The sequence below is a fragment of the Bradyrhizobium sp. WYCCWR 12699 genome (genome assembly GCF_032144035.1).
GTDB lineage: Bacteria > Pseudomonadota > Alphaproteobacteria > Rhizobiales > Xanthobacteraceae > Bradyrhizobium.
Window position 1 is genome coordinate 543,273 of sequence record NZ_JAVTJN010000033.1, and the last position, 17,767, is coordinate 561,039.

15 protein-coding genes are annotated in these 17,767 nt (G+C 64.2%); 6 read left to right on the forward strand and 9 right to left on the reverse strand.

The genetic code is table 11. From position 1 onward, the window contains the following. Entirely contained in the window at window positions 1–936 is a 936-nt protein-coding gene (gene puuE, locus RPS27_RS22775; RefSeq protein ID WP_313754462.1) for an allantoinase PuuE, read from the forward strand. A gap of 2 nt (window positions 937–938) precedes the next feature. Beyond that, window positions 939–1,826, forward strand: a complete 888-nt coding sequence (gene uraD / locus RPS27_RS22780) for a 2-oxo-4-hydroxy-4-carboxy-5-ureidoimidazoline decarboxylase (protein WP_313754463.1) — start codon at window positions 939–941, stop codon at window positions 1,824–1,826. On the opposite strand, the gene RPS27_RS22785 is transcribed toward uraD, so the two are convergent. Genes RPS27_RS22785 through RPS27_RS22795 form a run of 3 tightly spaced genes read right to left on the reverse strand, consistent with a single transcriptional unit; the run spans window position 1,823 to window position 6,787 of the window. Beyond that, a complete protein-coding gene (locus tag RPS27_RS22785; RefSeq protein ID WP_313754464.1) occupies window positions 1,823–3,220 on the reverse strand; it encodes a nucleobase:cation symporter-2 family protein in 1,398 nt (465 codons plus the stop codon). The genes uraD and RPS27_RS22785 overlap by 4 nt on opposite strands. A gap of 22 nt (window positions 3,221–3,242) precedes the next feature. Then, entirely contained in the window at window positions 3,243–5,966 is a 2,724-nt protein-coding gene (locus tag RPS27_RS22790; RefSeq protein ID WP_313754465.1) for a molybdopterin cofactor-binding domain-containing protein, read from the reverse strand. Further along, on the reverse strand, window positions 5,963–6,787 hold the full coding sequence (locus tag RPS27_RS22795; RefSeq protein ID WP_313754575.1) for an FAD binding domain-containing protein: 825 nt from the start codon (window positions 6,785–6,787) through the stop codon (window positions 5,963–5,965). The genes RPS27_RS22790 and RPS27_RS22795 overlap by 4 nt, the downstream gene beginning before the upstream one ends. A 165-nt stretch (window positions 6,788–6,952) precedes the next feature. Here RPS27_RS22795 and RPS27_RS22800 point away from each other — a divergent pair, with 165 nt between their 5' ends. Next, window positions 6,953–8,302 carry an 8-oxoguanine deaminase gene (locus RPS27_RS22800; protein ID WP_313754466.1) on the forward strand — a complete coding sequence of 450 codons (1,350 nt, stop codon included), beginning with the start codon at window positions 6,953–6,955 and terminating at the stop codon, window positions 8,300–8,302. 102 nt (window positions 8,303–8,404) lie between these two features. Here RPS27_RS22800 and RPS27_RS22805 read toward each other — a convergent pair whose 3' ends face one another. The 4 genes from RPS27_RS22805 to RPS27_RS22820 all read right to left on the reverse strand — a co-directional run bounded on the left by RPS27_RS22805 (window position 8,405) and on the right by RPS27_RS22820 (window position 13,128). Further along, window positions 8,405–9,481 (reverse strand): BMP family ABC transporter substrate-binding protein, encoded by a 1,077-nt coding sequence (locus RPS27_RS22805; RefSeq protein WP_212067739.1) that lies wholly within the window; start codon window positions 9,479–9,481, stop codon window positions 8,405–8,407. A gap of 78 nt (window positions 9,482–9,559) precedes the next feature. Then, on the reverse strand, window positions 9,560–10,477 hold the full coding sequence (locus RPS27_RS22810) for an ABC transporter permease (protein WP_313754467.1): 918 nt from the start codon (window positions 10,475–10,477) through the stop codon (window positions 9,560–9,562). Next, window positions 10,464–11,555 (reverse strand): ABC transporter permease, encoded by a 1,092-nt coding sequence (locus tag RPS27_RS22815; RefSeq protein ID WP_313754468.1) that lies wholly within the window; start codon window positions 11,553–11,555, stop codon window positions 10,464–10,466. Before RPS27_RS22815 ends, RPS27_RS22810 begins: the two co-directional genes overlap by 14 nt. Beyond that, the gene (locus RPS27_RS22820) at window positions 11,539–13,128 is read right to left on the reverse strand and encodes an ABC transporter ATP-binding protein (protein WP_409517558.1); all 1,590 of its coding nucleotides are present in this window, start codon (window positions 13,126–13,128) and stop codon (window positions 11,539–11,541) included. The genes RPS27_RS22815 and RPS27_RS22820 overlap by 17 nt, the downstream gene beginning before the upstream one ends. A 527-nt stretch (window positions 13,129–13,655) precedes the next feature. On the opposite strand from RPS27_RS22820, the gene RPS27_RS22825 reads away from it, so the two are divergent. Beyond that, window positions 13,656–14,759, forward strand: coding sequence for a hypothetical protein (locus RPS27_RS22825; protein WP_313754470.1), 1,104 nt, complete (start codon window positions 13,656–13,658; stop codon window positions 14,757–14,759). A gap of 156 nt (window positions 14,760–14,915) precedes the next feature. Here RPS27_RS22825 and RPS27_RS22830 read toward each other — a convergent pair whose 3' ends face one another. Beyond that, window positions 14,916–15,398 carry a nucleoside deaminase gene (locus tag RPS27_RS22830; protein WP_313754471.1) on the reverse strand — a complete coding sequence of 161 codons (483 nt, stop codon included), beginning with the start codon at window positions 15,396–15,398 and terminating at the stop codon, window positions 14,916–14,918. 311 nt (window positions 15,399–15,709) lie between these two features. Between RPS27_RS22830 and RPS27_RS22835 the strand changes: the two genes are divergently transcribed. Further along, window positions 15,710–16,948, forward strand: coding sequence for a hypothetical protein (locus RPS27_RS22835; RefSeq protein ID WP_313754472.1), 1,239 nt, complete (start codon window positions 15,710–15,712; stop codon window positions 16,946–16,948). Between the two features lie 53 nt (window positions 16,949–17,001). Here RPS27_RS22835 and RPS27_RS22840 read toward each other — a convergent pair whose 3' ends face one another. Then, on the reverse strand, window positions 17,002–17,223 hold the full coding sequence (locus tag RPS27_RS22840; RefSeq protein WP_313754473.1) for a hypothetical protein: 222 nt from the start codon (window positions 17,221–17,223) through the stop codon (window positions 17,002–17,004). 348 nt (window positions 17,224–17,571) lie between these two features. Here RPS27_RS22840 and RPS27_RS22845 point away from each other — a divergent pair, with 348 nt between their 5' ends. Then, window positions 17,572–17,754, forward strand: a complete 183-nt coding sequence (locus tag RPS27_RS22845; protein WP_194403532.1) for a hypothetical protein — start codon at window positions 17,572–17,574, stop codon at window positions 17,752–17,754. Window positions 17,755–17,767: the final 13 nt, after the last annotated feature.

The following is a 17,767-nucleotide window of genomic DNA, read 5'->3' on the forward strand; positions in this document are numbered from 1 at the left end:
TTGACCGATACCAATTACCCGCGCGATCTCCGCGGCTACGGCCGCAACCCGCCGCATCCGGAATGGCCCGGTGATGCCCGCATCGCGGTGCAGTTCGTCGTCAATTTCGAGGAGGGCGGCGAGAACAACATCCTGCATGGCGACCGCGCCTCGGAAGCCTTCCTGTCCGACGTGCTCGGCGCCCAGCCGTGGCCCGGCCAGCGCCACGCCAATATCGAATCGATGTTCGAATACGGCTCGCGCGCCGGCTTCTGGCGGCTGTGGCGGATGTTCGGCGAGCGCAACTGGCCGACCACGGTGTTCGGCGTCGCCACTGCGCTGAAGCGCAACCCCGAGATCGTTGCTGCGATGAACGAGGCGGGTTGGGACATCGCCAGCCACAGCCTGAAATGGATCGAGCACAAGGACATGACCGAGGCGCAGGAGCGCGCCGAGATCGCGGAGGCGATCCGCGTCCATACCGAAGCCACCGGCACGCGACCGCTCGGCTGGTACACCGGACGTTCCTCGATCAACACCAACCGCCTGTTGATGGAGGAGGGCGGTTTCCTTTATCTCTGCGACTCCTACGCCGACGATCTGCCCTACTGGATCAAGGGCGCGAACGGCAAGCAGCTCGTCATTCCCTATACGCTTGACGCCAACGACATGCGGTTCATCAATCCGCAGGGCTTTGCCGAAGGTGAGCAGTTTTTTACCTACCTCAAGGATGCCTTCGACGTGCTCTATGCCGAGGGGCAGACCGCGCCGAAGATGATGTCGGTCGGCCTGCACTGCCGCCTCGCCGGCCGGCCCGGCCGCGCTGCGGGCCTGATCCGCTTCCTCGACTATATCGGCAAGCACGAGCGTGTCTGGGTACCGACGCGATTACAGATCGCGCAGCACTGGCACGCCAGGCACGCGCATCTTGCCGCCGACGCATTTGAGATCGGCTGATCATGTCGCAAATCTCTCTGTCCGATCTCAATGCCGCTGCCAAGGCCGACTTTGTCGCCGCGCTTGCCAACGTCGTGGAATATTCGCCGTGGATCGCCGAGCAGCTCGCCGACAGGCGGCCATTCGCCGGCATCAATCAGTTGCACACGGCACTGATGGGGGCGATCCAAAGCGCCCAGCCCGACGTACAACTGGCGCTGATCCGCGCGCATCCCGATCTCGCCAGCAAGACCCAGCGCGCGGCAGGGCTCACGGCGGAATCGACCGACGAGCAGAACAGCGCCGGCCTCGACCGGCTGTCGGATGCCGAATATGCCGCGTTCGAGCGCGTCAACAACGCCTACCGCGACAAGTTCGGCTTCCCCTATATCGTCTGCGTGCGCCGGCACACCAAGGATTCTGTGCTGCGTGATTTCGAGATCAGGCTTCGCAACATCGTCAAGACCGAGACGCGCCGTGCGATCGAGGAGATCGGCCGCATCTCGGCACTGCGACTCGATCAGCTCGTCACTGCCGATGACAAGCTGAAGGTGCATGGCCGGTTGTCGACGCATGTGCTGGACAATCATATCGGCAGGCCTGCGGCTGGCATTCCGGTCGAACTCGTGGAGCTCGCAACGCTGGGTGAAAGCCGCGTCATCGCGCGCGCGGTCACCAATGCGGATGGCCGCACCGATCGACCGCTGATCGGCGGCCGCCCGTTGCCGATCGGCCGCTACGAGCTCAGATTCAGCATTGCCGGATATTACGCCGAGCGCAACGTGCAGCTCACCGATCCGCCTTTCCTCGACGAAATCCCGCTGCGCTTCGCAATCAGCGAGCCGGAAGGCCACTATCACGTGCCGCTATTGGTGACGCCGTGGAGCTATTCGACCTATCGCGGCAGCTAAACATGCTGCGCGGATGAGGCGACCGCCGCGGCGTCCGTCTCCGCGGCCGCGCCGCCGCTCAGGCCGTTGAAGAAGGCATTCAGCAACACCGAGACGATCGCGCAGAGCAGGATGCCGGACTCCAGCAGCGGCTGGAGATCGTGCGGCAAATTCCGGAACAAGCCGGGGGCGGCGAGCGGGATCAGGCCGAAGCCGATCGAGATCGCGACGATGAAGAGATTGTAGCGGTTGTTGCGGAAATCGACCGAGGTGAGGATGCGCGCGCCTGTGGCCGCCACCATGCCGAACATCACGAGGCCCGCGCCGCCGAGCACGACCAGCGGCACCGCCTCGACCAGTGCGGCAAGCTTCGGCAGCAGCCCGAGCACCAGCATGATGCCGCCGCCGGTGATGGTCACCCAGCGCGAGCGCACGGCGGTGACCGAGACGAGGCCGACATTCTGCGAGAACGAGGTGTAGGGGAACGTGTTGAAGATGCCGCCGAGCAGCGTGCCGACGCCGTCGGCACGCAGGCCCCGGCTCAGCGCCTCGCGGCCGACGGCCTTGCCGGTGATGTCGCCGAGCGCGAGGAACATCCCCAGCGATTCGATCATCACCACGATCATGACGACGCACATGGTGATAACGGGCACCAGATGGAATTGCGGCATGCCGAAGCGGAACGGGACGATGAGCGCGCCCCATGGGGCGGCGGTGACCTTGTCGAAATGCATCACGCCCAGAATGCTCGCGAGCACGGTGCCGGCGATGATGCCGAGCAGCACCGAGACATTGGCGAGGAAGCCGGACCCCCATTTGATCAGGCCGAGAATGAACAGCAGAACGAACAGCGAGATGCCGAGGCCCTGCAACTGTCCATAGGCCGGATTGGGAAAGCTGCCGGCGATGCCGTCGACCGTCCTGGTCAGCGTCGGCAGGCCGCCACCGGCCCAGTTGATGCCGACGCGCATCAGGGAAATGCCGATGATCAGGATGATGCTGCCGGTGACGACAGGAGGAAACAGCGGCAGCAGCCGGCTGACGAACGGTGCGACGATGATGCCGAACAGGCCTGCGGCGATGACGGAGCCGTAGATGCCGAGCAGGCCGATGTCGGGCGCTGCCGCCATCGACAGCATCGGACCGACCGAAGCGAATGTCACGCCCATCATCACGGGCAGGCGAATGCCGACGCCGGGGAAGCCGATGCATTGCACCAGCGTCGCGAGCCCGCAGGCGAACAAATCGGCGCTGATCAGGAAGGCGACATCCTCCGGCGGCAGCTTCAAGGCGCGTCCGACGATCAACGGCACCGCGATCGCGCCGGCATACATCACCAGCACGTGCTGGAGCCCGAGCGCCAGGAGGCGTGGGATCGGCAGGACCTCGTCGACGGGATGGACTTCGCTGGTCATGGATGAATATCCCGAAACATTCCTAACCAAACTTGTCGAGCAGCGCCGGAAACAGCCGGTCCGGCTTGAACGGCGGCGCGGTGAAGCGGATGCCGGTGGCATCGGCAATGGCGTTGCCGAGCGCGGCGGCGACCGGATTGTACGGACTCTCGCTCATCGACTTCGCCCCCAAGGGACCGACGGTGTCGGATGTCACGGCGAAGAACACCTCGGTGCGCGGCACGTCGGCGAAAGAGGGCAAATGGTAGTCGCGGAATTTCGCGTTGATGACGCGGCCGTTCGCGTCGATCACCATCTCCTCGTAGAGTGCGGCGCCGAGCGCTTGGGCGACGCCGCCTTCGACCTGGCCGCGGCACTGCATGGGATTGGCGACGACCCCCGCGTCGGCGGCGTGCACGCTCCTGAGAATCCTTAGCTCGCCGGTGCCCCGGTTCACGGCGATGCGAAAACCCTGCACGTTGAAGCCGACCGAGCGCGGCGTGCCGCCGGAATTGCCGTTGCCCGCGAACATGTGTCCGCGCTCGCGGCCGAGCTCCGCCAGCTCCGCAAAGGACATGCGCCTCACGCCGCTGACGACGGCATTGTCCTCGAGCACACAGGTCCCGACGTCGCACAGCCAGGCGCCGGCGGCGGCCGCTTTCAGCTCGGTCGCGAGCTGCATGGAGGCCGCATGCGTCGCCTTGCCGGCGACGAAAGTGCCCGCGCTGCCATAGGCGCCGGTGTCGTGGCCGCCATGGGCGGTGTCGGACTGGCGCAGGCCGATTTTGTCGACGGTGGTCGCAAGCGTGGTCGCCGCGATCTGCCGATGCACCGTGCTGGTGCCATTGCCGAACTCGGCGGTGCCGACTGTGAGGTCGAAGCCGCCGTTGTCGTTGAGCGCGATCGAGGCGTCGGCGAGATGGCCGGCCGGCGGCGCGGAGTCGATCATGGTCAGCGCGATACCGTTGCCGATCAGCCATTCCGGCGATAGGTCGGGCTGCGCGCTATCGGCTTGCATGGCGCGCTCGACGAGATCGAGGCACTGATCGAGCCCGTAGGAGCCGTAGACGACGTCGTGAAACTCGGACGGCGGCGGCGACACCATGGGGTCGCCGGGCCTGACGATGTTGCGTCGGCGCATCTCGTAGGGGCTGATGCCGAGCTGTTTCGCCAGCTCGTCGATCGCAGCCTCGATCGCGATCTGCGACTGCGGCAGGCCATAGCCGCGAAACGCTCCCGCCGGCACCGTATTGGTGTAGACCGCAAAACCATCGACCCGCTTGTTCGGACAATTGTAGACGGCGATGGACTCTGCCAGGGCGTGGAACATCACGGGCCCGGCGTGATTGCCGTAAGCGCCGGTGTTGGAGAGCAAATCGAGCTGCAGCGCGGTGAGCTTGCCGTCGGCATCGGCGCCGGCCTTGATGTGGACCCGCATCGGGTGCCGCGTCGAGGTCGCGATGAACTGCTCCTCGCGAGTGAACTCCAGCTTCACGGGCCGTCCGGTTTTCAGCGCGGCGAGCGCCAGAATATCCTCGACGAACATCTCCTGCTTGCCGCCAAAGCCACCGCCGACGCGCTCGCAGAACACGCGGACCTTGTCCATGGGAAGCTGGAAGATGTCCGACAGCGCGCGGCGGGTCAGGAACGGCACCTGCGTCGAGGTGCGGACATTAAGCACGCCTGCGTCGTCCAGCCACGCGAGCCCGCCATGGGTTTCCAGCGCTGCATGCTGCACGCGATGACTGTGGAACGTTGCCTCATAGGTAACGGCCGACGTGGCGAGCGCAGAGGCGACATCGCCGAACTCGCCATGAATCTCTGCCGCAAGGTTACGCTGGGGATCGGCGATGCGGTTCGCGGTGGTGCGGTCAGGGTGAATGATCGGCGCGCCCGCCGCCATCGCCTGCTCGGGGTCGATCAGCGCCGGCAGAATCTCGTAGTCGACCTTCAGCCGCCGGCAGGCCTCCTCCGCCGCGGCTTCGGTCTCGGCAACGATTGCAGCAACGCGCTGCCCGATGAAGCGGACGACGTCGTCGAGGATGCGGGTGTCCTCGGGGTCCATCCAATCCATCTCGTGCCGCGCGGTCGAGATCAGCACCGGGGGCGCGTCGTCGTGCGTGAGTACCGCGTGCACGCCCGGAACCTTCAGTGCCTCCGATTTGTCGATCGCGACGATCCTGGCGTGAGCATGAGGCGACCGCACCAGCTTGACGTGGAGCAGGCCGTCGATCGCTGTGTCGAACGTGTAGCGCGCCGCACCACGGACGATGTCGGGGCCTGCCGGGGCCGGCAGGCTGCGGCCGAAGGCGGCGCCGGGCTCGACGCTCGCCTCGACATTGATCCTGCCAAGCAATGCATCCTCGATCGCGCGGTAGCCGGTGCAGCGGCAGATATTGCCCTTCAGTGCCGCGCCGAGATCGGTGCGCTGGGCCTGGTTCAGCGAGGCGCAGGTCAGGATCATGCCGGCGGTGCAGAAGCCGCATTGAAAGCCCTGCGCATCGAGGAAGGCCTGCTGCATGGGATGCGGGCCGTGGTCGCCGCCAAGGCCTTCGATCGTGGTTACGGGGCGTCCCTCGGCGCGGAATGCCGGGATCAGGCAGCTGTGCACCGGCTCGCCGTCGAGCAGCACGGTGCAGGCGCCGCAGTCACCGGCATCGCAGCCCTTTTTCACGCCGAAATGGCCGAGCTCGCGCAGGAACGTGCGCAGGCATTGGCCGGCGCGCGGCGCCTGCGCAAATGTCTTGCCGTTGATCTCGAAGCTCACGGTGTTACTCCCAAGAGCTCGCAGCGGATCTCCTCGGCAAGCCGCACTGTCATGTGCTTGCGCCAGAGCGGCTGTCCGTGGATGTCGGTGTGGTACAGATCATCAGTGATCTGCCGTGAAATCGCATCATGCAGCTCAGTCGCGTCCGGGGCGCTGCGAAAGGACAGCTGGATCGGCCGCACCGTCGATGCGGTGATTGTCAGCAGCAGTGTGCCATCGGTATCGAGGTTGCCGATCAGGAGCGCCGCCGAGCGACCGACCGGTGCAAGCGAGATCTGCCGAAAGGCCGTGCGGCGTTTCAACGCGGCAAGCGGAATATCGATCTGTCGAAGCAAGTCCCCCGGCGTCAGGCGGTTGCGCTGGTTGCCGGTGACGAAGTCGACGACCGGAATCTTCTGCTCGCCGCCACCGGCCTTCCAGATGGTGCAGACGCCGTCGAGTGCCGCGGTGAGCGAGATCATCGGCCCTGCCGGCAACGACATGCAGAGATTGCCGCCGACCGTCGCCGTCTTCCAGATCTTGAACGAGGCAAGAAAGGCCCGGCAGCACTGGCCGATCAGCGGCGCTGCGAGCCAGTCGGGCGGGCAGGCGAAACCATCGAGCTGCGCGACGGTGCAGGTCGCGGCGATGCTGAGATGGCTGTCGGTGACCGTCAGCGCCGGCCATTTCAGATCGGTGAGGTCGATCAGCCGTGTCAGGTGGGTTTGCGGTTCAGAGAACAGCCAGGTGCCGCCCGCGAGCCAAGCATCCCCTGCCGTCCAAACCGGCAGCTGTGCGCGCGTTTGCGGATGGGCGACCGCTGTGATGGTATTCAAATCCATGGCTGCGCCCACGCTTGCGTCGGGTGAATCGTCCAACGGAAAGTCTTGCAAGACCGGAGCCAAGTCGCAAGAAGAAGTCGTAATGCCAAGTCGCAGCAAGACCGTGATTGGACCCGCCTCCGCCTCGCGGTCCCGTCGTCAGCGAATGTGAGGAGAAGCGCGATCATGAGCGATGCAAGGCCGATCTGGATCAGGGATCCCCTGGCCATCCTCGCCGACGGTGCCGAGCGTGGGATTGTGGTGACGGGCGGCCGGATCGTCGAGCTCGTGCCGGCCGGCGGCACACCCGCGACCGCCGATGTCGGGGTGTTCGATGCAAGCGAACACGTCGTGCTGCCGGGCCTGATCAACACCCATCATCATTTCTACCAGACCCTGACGCGGGCGCTGCCGGCGGCGATGGACCGCGAGCTGTTCCCCTGGCTCCAGGCGCTCTATCCGGTGTGGGCACGGTTGACGCCGGAGTCGCTCGAGCTCGGCGCCACGGTGGCGATGTCGGAGCTGCTGCTGTCGGGCTGCACCACCACGACCGATCACCACTACGTCTTCCCGGCAGGACTCGAAGATGCCGTCGACATCGAGGTGGCTGTGGCAAAGCGGCTCGGCGTGCGCGTCCTGCTGACGCGCGGCTCGATGAACCTGTCGCAGCGCGACGGCGGCCTGCCGCCCGACAGCGTGGTGCAGGACCAGGATACGATCCTTGCCGACAGCGCGCGCGTGGTCGCAAAACACCACCAGCGCGGTCCGGATGCGATGGTGCAGATCGCGCTGGCGCCGTGCTCGCCGTTTTCGGTGACGACGTCCTTGATGCGCGCCACCGCCGATCTCGCGGGCAAGCTCGACGTACGCCTGCATACCCATCTCGCCGAAACCGAGGACGAGAACAAATTCTGCCAGCAGATGTATGGCTGCCGTCCGCTCGACTATCTCGAACAATGCGGCTGGCTCAACGCGCGAACCTGGCTCGCCCATGGCATCCACTTCAACGCGGACGAGATGAAGCGGCTCGGCAAGGCGAAGACGACCATCAGCCATTGCGCGTGCAGCAACCAGCTGCTGGCGTCAGGCTGCTGTCCGGTCTGCGAGATGGAGGAGGCAGGCGTCGGGATCGGGATCGGCGTGGACGGCTCGGCCTCGAACGACGGATCGAACCTGATGCAGGAGGTGCGGGCGGCGTTCCTGCTGCAACGGGCCCGCTATGGCGTAACGAAAGTCAGCCACAAGGATGCGCTGCGCTGGGCGACCAAGGGCTCGGCGGCCTGCGTCGGCCGACCCGAGCTCGGTGAGATCGCCGTCGGCAAGGCCGCCGATCTCGCGCTGTTCAAGCTCGACGAATTGCGCTTCTCCGGCCATGGCGATCCCCTGGCCGCGCTGGTGCTGTGCGGAGCCCATCGGGCTGATCGGGTGATGGTCGCCGGACAATGGGCCGTGATCGACGGCGCGATTCCGGGCCTCGATGTCCCCGATCTCATCCGTCGCCACAGTTCCGCGGCGCGGGCCATGCAGGCAGGATAGGGAATTGAAAGAGGGGGCGACCACAAGTGCCGGGTGCTTCTGGCCACCCCCTCCGAACCTCCTCCGGGAGGAGCAGGTGTCTTAGTCCAAGCAAGAAGCGTGCTACTTGCCCGGCAGCTTGTCGTCGATGCCCTTGACGTAGAAATTCATGCCGAGGATCTGGCCGTCGTCGAGGTGATCGCCGCCCTTGCACTCCACCGGCTTGCCGTCCTGCCCAATGATCGGGCACTTGAATGGATGCAATTTGCCCGCGGTGATCGCGGCCTGGGCATCCTCCGCCATTTTTTTCACGTCGTCAGGCATGTTGGTGTAGGGCGCCATCGCGAACATGTGGCTGTCGAGGCCGCCCCAGCTGTCCTCGGACTTCCAGGTGCCGGCAAGCTCGGCCTTGACGCGCTCGATGTAGTAGGGGCCCCAGGTGTCGAGGATCGAGGTGAGCTGGGTCTTCGGCCCGAACTTGATCATCTCGGAGTCCTGACCGAAGGCGAGCTTGCCGCGTTCGCTGGCAATCTGCATGGCGGCGGGCGAATCCGTGTGCTGCATGATGATGTCGGCGCCCTGGTCGATCAATGCCTTTGCGGCGTCGGCCTCCTTGCCGGGATCGAACCAGGTGTTGGCCCAGATGATCTTGACCTTGATGTTCGGGTTGATGGTCTGCGCCGCCAGTATCGTCGCGTTGATGCCGGAGACGACCTCCGGAATCGGGAACGAGCCGATATAGCCAAGCACGCCCGACTTCGACATCTTGGCCGCGATCAGGCCCTGGATGTAGCGGCCCTGATACCATCTGGCCGAATAGGTCGACATGTTCGGGTTACGCTTGTAACCGGTGGCGTGCTCGAAATGCACGTTCGGATATTTCTTGGCGACCTTCAGCGTCGGATCCATGTAGCCGAACGACGTCGTGAAGATCAGCTTGTTGCCCGCGCGGACCAACTGCTCGATGGAGCGCTCGGCGTCGGGACCTTCGGGCACGTTCTCGAGATAGGTGGTCTCGATCTTGTCGCCCAATTCCTTCACCAGAGCCTGGCGCGCGAGATCGTGCTGATAGGTCCACCCCAAATCTCCGATCGGGCCCAGATAGATGAAGCCGACCTTCAGCTTGTCGGCGGCGGAGGCTGCACCGATGCTCCCGGCGAGCAGGAGCGTAGCGGCCAGCGCAAGACATGATTTCCTCATCATCGATCTCCAAACATCAGGGGTAAGCCACGATCCGCAAGCGAGCGCGCCCCATCGCGCCCGTCGCGAAAATGAAATTCAGCGGTCAGGAACGAACACTGTCCCGAGCGCGGCCGGTGCCGTCGAGCCGCCGCTGCGCGCGCGGGAGAGCAGAACCAGAACGATGATGGTCGCGAGATAAGGCAGCGCGGACATGAATTGCGAGGGAATGCCGACGCCCCAGCCCTGCGCATGCAACTGGAGGATCGTCACGGCGCCGAACAGATAGGCGCCGACCACGAGCCGGCCCGGCCGCCAGGACGAGAACACCACCAGCGCCAGCGCGATCCAGCCGCGGCCCGCGGTCATGCCCGGGATGAAGAACGGTGTATAGGCGAGCGGCAGATAGGCGCCGGCAAGGCCGGCGCAGGCGCCGCCGAACATCACGGCGAAGGTGCGGATGCGCAGCACGGGATAACCGAGTGCATGCGCGGAGACGTGATTGTCGCCGCAGGCGCGCAGGATCAGTCCAGCGCGCGTGCGGTACAGGAACCACCAGACGCCGACGACGAGTGCAATGGAGACATAGACGAAGGCGTCCTCGCCGAACAGCACGCGGCCGACCAGCGGGATATCGGTGAGGCCCGGAATGGAGAGATGAGCTGCCGGCGTGATGCGCTCGCCGACAAAGCCGGCGCCGATCAGTCCGGACAGCCCGACACCGAGGATGGTCAGCGCGAGACCCGTCGCAACCTGGTTGACGGCGAGCCCGAGCGCCATCAATGCGAAGATCAGCGACATCATCGTGCCCGCGACGATGCCAAACAGCGCGCCAATGAAGATGGATCCCGTGAGCCAGGCGCCGGCAAAGCCGCAGGCCGCGCCGACGATCATCATGCCCTCGACGCCGAGATTGAGCACGCCCGCGCGCTCGGTCACGAGCTCTCCAGTCGCGGCGACCAGGAGTGGCGTCGACGCGGCGAGCACGGCCAGGACGATGGCTTCAACGAGTTCCACGGGCCACCTGACGGTTCGGCAAGACCAGTTTGAAGCGATAGAGGATCAGGGAATCGCAGGCGAGCACGTAGAACAGCAGAATGCCTTGAAATACCTTGGTGACGTCCAATGGGATCTTCATCGTGATCTGCGCCTGCTCGCCGCCGATAAAGGTCAACGCAAGGAAAAGGCCTGCAATCAATATACCAAGCGGATTCAGACGGCCGAGGAAGGCAACGATGATCGCCGTAAAGCCGTAGCCCGGGGAGATGCCGGGCTGGAGATGGCCGACGGGACCTGCAACCTCGATGATGCCGGCGAGGCCCGCGAGCGCGCCTGATACCGCGAAAGTCAGGATGATCAGCCGATCGGCCTTGAAGCCGCCGAACCGCGCCGCGCGGGGGGCTGCGCCGACGACACGGATCTCAAAGCCCTTGATGGTTCGTCCGAGCAGGATTGCGGCTGCCGTCACGACGAGAAGCGCGATGATGGAGCCGAGATGCAGCCGGCCACCCTCGATCAGCAGCGGGACGGTCGCCACCGGGTCGAACTCGGCCGTGGTCGGGAAATTGAAGCCGTGCGGATCGCGCCAGGGTCCGCGCACGAGATAGTCGAGAAAGAGGTCGGCGACATAGACCAGCATCAGGCTGGTCAGGATCTCGCTGGCACCGAACGTTACCTTGCAGATGGCCGGGATCAGCGCATAGAGCGCGCCCGCGGCAGCTGCAAGCACGAGCATCGCCGGCAACACCCAGGCGCCGGCGTCGGTGCCTTGCGTCCTCACCGCGATCCAGCTTCCGGCGACCGCACCGATCAGGAATTGGCCTTCGGCTCCGATGTTCCAGGCATTGGCGAGATAGCAGAGCGACAGCCCGATCGCGATCATCACCAGCGGCGTCGCCTTCACCGCGATCTCCTGGAGCGAGTAGCCGTCGATGAGGGGCGCGATGAAATAGGCGTGCAAGGCGAGCAGCGGATTCTTGCCGAGGATCGCGAACAGGATGACCATGGTCACGATCGTGAGGCCGACCGCGATCAGCGGCGAGACCAGCGCGATCGTGCCGGAGCGCTCGGCGCGCTTCTCAAGCACCAACTGCATGCGCGGCCTCCTTCGGCTCCAGGCTGCTGCCGCCCATGAGAAGGCCGAGCTTTTCGCGCGTCGCCTCGCTGGCGGCGAGCGGCGCCGATAACCTGCCGTGAAACATCACGGCGATACGGTCGGCGATCTCGCCGAGCTCGTCCAGATCCTGGCTGGTCACGAGCACGGCGGCGCCCGCGCTTGCGAGATCGAGCAGCGCCTGGCGAATGACGGCAGCGGCGCCGGCATCGACGCCCCAGGTCGGCTGGCTCACGACCAGCACCGCAGGGTTGCGCAGGATCTCGCGTCCCACGATGAACTTTTGCAAATTGCCGCCGGAGAGGGACGCTGCTTCGGGGTCGCGCTTGGCCTTGCGTACGTCGAAGGTTTCGGTCGTACGGTCGACGATCCTCAGCGCGGCGGCCGCGTTGATGAAGCCGCGACGGACCATGCCGCTTGCGGCGTGACCGGTCAGCAGCGCGTTCTCCGAGAGCTTCATGCGGGGCGCCGTGCCATGGCCGAGCCGCTCTTCCGGGACGAATGCCGCACCCAGCTTGCGCCGCTCCGTGATGGAGAGATGGCCGGCGGCAATGCCTTCGATCACCACGGTGCCCGGATCCTTCGACCGCCGCTCACCGGACAGTGCGGCGAACAATTCGTCCTGGCCGTTGCCGGCGACGCCGGCGATGCCGAGGATCTCGCCGCCCTTCAGTTCGAACGAGATGTGCCCGAGACGCACACCATGCGCCTCGGTTGGCGCCAGCGAGAGATCGTTGACCACCAGGCGCGGCACCGTCGTCTGTCGGCCGGCGCGAGCCTTCACTTCCTTGATCTCGCCGCCGACCATCATGCGGGCGAGCGAAGCTGCGGTCTCGCGCCGGGGATCGCAGGTCTCGACCTTCCTGCCGCCGCGCAGGATCGTTGCGGTATCGCAGAGCCGCTTCACCTCCTCGAGCTTGTGGCTGATGTAGAGGATGGCGCGGCCTTCGGATCTGAGGCGTTCCAGCACGATGAAAAGCTGATCGGATTCCTGCGGCGTCAGGACTGCGGTGGGTTCGTCCAGGATCAGGAATTTCGGGTCCTGCATCAGCGCGCGGACGATCTCGATTCGCTGGCGCTCGCCGACCGACAATTGCCAGACCTCGCGCTTGGGATCGAGCGGCAGACCATAGGTTTTCGACACCTGCTCCAGCCGCGCCGACATGCCCCCGAAGGATTCTTGTCCGTCGAGGCCGATCGCGACGTTCTCGGCGACCGTAAGATTGTCGAACAGCGAGAAGTGCTGAAACACCATGCCGATGCCGCGGTCGCGTGCTTCCGAGGGGCCGGACAGCACGATACGTTGGCCTTGCCAGCGAATCTCTCCGGCACTCGGCTGGATCAGCCCGTAGATCGCTTTGACCAGCGTCGACTTGCCTGCCCCATTTTCACCGAGGAGCGCGTGGATTTCGCCGGGCCAGATATCGATGTCGATGGAATCATTGGCAAGGAAATCGCCATACCGTTTGGTGAGCCCGATCGTCCGCAGCAGCGGGGACTCGCCGGAATTCAGGCCGTCAGGTGTCGAATCCAACATTCGCTGATGCGCTTGCATGGTGAAGTGTCTCGATACTGGGCCAGTTTGAACGCCGGCGTAAGGTGTGAAAATGCGTCATCCCTTGCTCAACGCTTTGGCAGGGATCGGGTGGCGGTGCTCGTACGCCTTGTCATCGCCCCGCGGGCGCGGCTCACGCGCGCGCTGTTGCAGATTTGTGACGGTTCAAGCCAAATCGGAACCGGTTAGGCAGACTTGACGTCGCAGTGAGCAAGATTGCGCCATCACGCTCATGCCCTGCGGATCGACGTAGCGTCGGCTCCCTGACCATCGCGCACCGCAACATTCGCCCGACATGAAAGAGGAGCGAAATCAAACGGGAATGTCCGACAATAGCCGGCTTCGCCCGGCCGCGCGCCTCGGCGGGATGCCGTGAAAAGCCTTTTGATTTCCAGGATGGAGCGCCGCCGCTTGCCGAAACAAGCGGCATGCCTTGGAAAAAGTTGAGGCTTCTCACTCGGGGAGATCGGCGCAAGTCTCGCACCCAAGGGCGTTTGTTGACGTGTCCAAACTTGGGGGTATTCAGGATGTCGTTTCGTTTCACGGCAGTGGCAGCAACGGCGCTGTCACTTGCTACGCTGGCCACCGGTGGCTTGGCTCAGGCGGCGGATCTGCCGGTCAAGGCTGCCAAGAAAGCGCAGGACCTTCCGTTCTTCCTGGTGATCGATAACCGCGTCACCTTCTCCTACATCTTCAACGCCTCGCAGCCCGGTGCGTGGTCGTTCCGGCCCGATGGGTCGATCGACAGCAAGACCACCAAGCAGGTCTACTCGTTCACCCATTTTGACGCCTGGGCGTACGGCACGAACTTCTTCACCATCTCGATGTACAAGTCCGATCACAATGACCCGGCCGGGCCCTGCACCAATGCGGGCACGATCTTCGGCGCGCCGGCATCGTGCGCCGGTGCGACCGAGATCTACGGCCTGTTCCGCTCGACATTCGGCTGGAATGAGCTGTTCAACACGAAAGCCTTCACCGCGGGACCGCTGCACAATATCTCGTTCGAGGTCGGCATGGATGCCAACACCGAGAACAGGTATTTCGGCGCCGCCAAGCGCGACGTCGTCGGCGGTCTGCAGTTTGCGTTTGATCTGCCCTACAAGGGTTACTTCAACGTCGCGCCGCTGGTGTATTGGGAGTTCGCCAATCACAACGCGTTCAGCCAGTGCGGATTGTTCGGTCCAGGCGTCCCCGGCGTGACCTGTATCGCGGACGGCAACACCTCGTTCAAGCCGACCTGGGCCGTCGAGATCAACTACTACATGGATCTCGGCTTCCTGCCGCCGAACATGCAATATTTCTCGATCAGCGGACGCGCCGGCTGGTACGGCAAGAAAGGCACCGACACCGAACCGCTTCCCTACAGCCCGGCGAACGGCGTTTACAACACGGCAGTCGAGCTGAATTCGGAGCCGATCCGCTTGACCTTCGATGCCTCGAAGGCGGCCTGGGGCGACAAGTACTCCCACTTCGTGGACGTCTGGGTGGCTTACCGCTACTGGCAGAACAAGTTTGGTCTCGATCACAATCTTGCCGTCGGCTGTACCACGGCCGTCGGTGGCCGGACCGTGAGCACGGGGTCCTGCACCGAGTCCTCGCTCTATTCCGGGATCTCCGTGAAGTTCTGATCGGTTGAGGTTTCCGGAAAGAAAGTAGGGTGGATTAGCCGCAGGCGTAATCCACCCTACTTCGTTCGGCGGACGCGGAAGCGTGGTGGGTTACCCCAGCGGACTGCGCTTCGCGCAGTCGCTTTGCTAACCCACCCGACAGATCTGAGCTCGTGCCTACTTCGTCCACACGCCGTCGTGCAGCGCTTCGGCTTCGTCCTCGAGCGCCGGGCCTACGACCTCGGTCGGCCGCTGGCCGCTGGCAAAGACCTCGCGACACGGCAGATCGAGGGTCGGATTCTCCGGATGGTTGCCGGTGACGCCGCGCAGGCGATGCTCGCTGAGGCCATAGACGACGCGGCCGATGCCGGCCCAGTAGATCGCGCCGGCGCACATCGCGCAGGGCTCCGCCGAGGAATAGAGCGTCGCTGTCGCCAGCACCTCGCGGCTGAGCGTGCGGCAGGCCTGGGTGGCCGCGAGACGTTCGGCATGCGCGGTGCCGTCGTGATCCGGCATGTAGCCGTTCTCGGCCTCGATCAGCACCTTGCCGCCCGCGACGACGATACAGCCGAAGGGATGATTACCATGGGTGAGCGAGCGACGGGCGATAGCGAAGGACAAGCGCAGAAAGTGTTCGTCACGTTCGGATACACCGGCCATCGAACCTCCTCGGTGAGTGTCGCTTCGCGTCCGCCGATCACGGCAAAAGCGGCGTCGCTGGTCGTGCTTCATACACCATTCAACGTGGAACCGGAGGCCGGCGGTCATCTGGGCGAAATACGAATCAGCCATGCTCTGGATGGTGGCCCGCACCATCGGAGTGACCCCGGCCGCATAGGAATAGCGATATCTCGTTGCCCTCAGAACGTAGAAATCGATTTTACCAAGGCACGGCTGCGACATTTGTCGCCAATGCCCTCCAGGCGGTCAATTTTCTGGGGGATCGATTCCTGAGAAGATCGCGTCATTCGTTGTCGGCCATCGAGGACCTGTACCGGCACTCGATGGACAGCGCATTTTCGGTCACCGAGGCCTTCCTCGTCACGGGCGCACCACATGCATCCGCTTACTATCCCCGCGACTTCGCCTGGTTCTATCCTGACGTCCTCGACCCCGAAACCATCATGGATGCGCAGGATGCCGTGCGGCGAGCCCGGCTGCTCGACAGGAGCATCCGTTTGTTGCTGGAGGCGGTTCGCGCCGACGTCGTCACGACGACCATCGTCCCGGCCGGACGCGGTCGATACCTCGGTGTGAATTACTTCTCGCGTCCGTCGGATACGCTGCTCGGCATTCTGGCCGGCCTGCAGCAGATGATCTCGGCCGATCAGAGGACCTCGTCCTATTTGGCGATGTCGCAATGTGCGCATGCCGGCCGCCTGCTGCTGGCCGAATATGGCGTTGACCTCAAGCGCGCGATCCTCAAGCTCGCAAGCGGGCTCGAGCCGTTCGGCCGTGACGGCACCTCCTCTTTGCTGTGTGATGCCCATCGCCCTCGCTCCGCCGCAACGGATACCCGCGCCGAGCGCCGGCGCTTCGTGACCAATGCCTGCGTCCACACGACCTTCGTGTGGAGCGTGCAGCTCGGCATCGTCGACGAGAACGAGCTGAAGAGGCTGCTCGGGTGCGATCTCGCGCAGTACAAGAAGGACCTGCTCCGTCTGTTCGGCAGAGACGGATACATCAGGCATTCCCTGGACGGTCCGGCGAGTTCGCCGGCGTCTTCGGTCGCGCTGGATTTTGTCAGCGTGCATCGCGGCTTTTGGGATCTGAACGATGCGAGCGAGCGTAAGCTGTTCGCGGCCACGGCGGATCTGATCATCGCCGAGCCGCGCTTTCGCATCCCCAGCACGTTCCACTTCCTGGTGTCTGCCGATAATCCGCGGAACAAGATGATCCACAAGATTGCGGCGCCTGCTTACCAGGGACGTTCTTCCTGGCCGACGTTCAACGTCGAATTTGCGGATCGCATGTTGGACTATGATGAGTTTTCGGGGAGCGACACCTATCGTTCGTGCGCTCAGGGAATATTGAAGGACATTCGGACCGCGACCGAGCTGCACGGCGGATATCAGGAGCTGATCTCCGAGCAGGGTCTGAAATATCGCACCTGGGCCTATAAGGGCGCGGTGGCTCACTCCTGGTTTCCGCGTTTCCTGTCGGTCTGGAGGAGGGCGTATGGATCGCCGCTCCTGCGGTGGAGCGACTGACCTGCGCGGCGATATGCCGGCAGGGAAGGTCGCTGAGGATCAGCGCGAACGGCTCACGCCACGAGATCCAGCAACCGGCACGATCCGCGCACGAGCACCTTGCGGCCCGCCGGCGTTATCGCAGGTACGCCGTCGTTGATGGCGACGAGGCCGAGCTCGACGAGGCCTTCGACGAGATAGGACTTCGAGAGGCGACGGTTCGACAGCGGGTTACGAAGTGTACGCAGCGCTTCCCACTGGTCCGGTGCAAGTTCGAAATCGAGATCGTCGCTCATGTTGCCTCAAGAAATCGTGCCGTTCGCGCCTCTGTTAGCGGCGCTGCATGAAGACCATGCGACGACAATGAGTCGGGAATTCGGTGGGCTGTTTAGAACGTCTCTTCACGAATTGCCGCACTTCGTTGCGACACGAGAAGTAGATTGTCTGATCGCGAATATCGTCCCGTGGTTCGATCACTAATTGATGATCCGCAGTTGATGTTGCGCTGCGAGCTATCGCAGTGCACGGGAAGTATCGCTGTCCCATTATGTGTCGCGACATGCCCAGAAATCATGAAGCGGGCGATCCGGGATTCTGCTATTTTGATTCGCGGCGAATGACTTCACGCGGCAGGAGTGGAGTGCATGAACAGGCTCGTTGAAATTCGCAGTCAGGAAACCCTGTGCCGGGAGCGTGCGGCATTCGATCTTGATCGCCGGCTGTTCTGGCTCGCGCAAGCCGAGGAATGGGAGCAGCGCGCGCTCGACGAGATTGCTTATCACTTCCGGGAGTGCAACGTCGGCCAGGCGGAGCTTGTGCGAAACTGAGATTGGTCGCGAG

Excerpts from the sequence above, each read along its gene's own strand:
- RPS27_RS22825 (WP_313754470.1), top strand. The coding sequence starts at position 13,656 with ATGTCGTTTCGTTTCACGGCAGTGGCAGCAACGGCGCTGTCACTTGCT.
- RPS27_RS22815 (WP_313754468.1), bottom strand. The coding sequence starts at position 11,555 with ATGCAGTTGGTGCTTGAGAAGCGCGCCGAGCGCTCCGGCACGATCGCG.
- RPS27_RS22800 (WP_313754466.1), top strand. The coding sequence starts at position 6,953 with ATGAGCGATGCAAGGCCGATCTGGATCAGGGATCCCCTGGCCATCCTC.
- RPS27_RS22795 (WP_313754575.1), bottom strand. The coding sequence starts at position 6,787 with ATGGATTTGAATACCATCACAGCGGTCGCCCATCCGCAAACGCGCGCA.
- RPS27_RS22830 (WP_313754471.1), bottom strand. The coding sequence starts at position 15,398 with ATGGCCGGTGTATCCGAACGTGACGAACACTTTCTGCGCTTGTCCTTC.
- RPS27_RS22805 (WP_212067739.1), bottom strand. The coding sequence starts at position 9,481 with ATGAGGAAATCATGTCTTGCGCTGGCCGCTACGCTCCTGCTCGCCGGG.
- RPS27_RS22785 (WP_313754464.1), bottom strand. The coding sequence starts at position 3,220 with ATGACCAGCGAAGTCCATCCCGTCGACGAGGTCCTGCCGATCCCACGC.
- RPS27_RS22820 (WP_409517558.1), bottom strand. The coding sequence starts at position 13,128 with ATGCAAGCGCATCAGCGAATGTTGGATTCGACACCTGACGGCCTGAAT.
- RPS27_RS22845 (WP_194403532.1), top strand. The coding sequence starts at position 17,572 with ATGAACAGGCTCGTTGAAATTCGCAGTCAGGAAACCCTGTGCCGGGAG.
- RPS27_RS22840 (WP_313754473.1), bottom strand. The coding sequence starts at position 17,223 with ATGAGCGACGATCTCGATTTCGAACTTGCACCGGACCAGTGGGAAGCG.
- uraD (WP_313754463.1), top strand. The coding sequence starts at position 939 with ATGTCGCAAATCTCTCTGTCCGATCTCAATGCCGCTGCCAAGGCCGAC.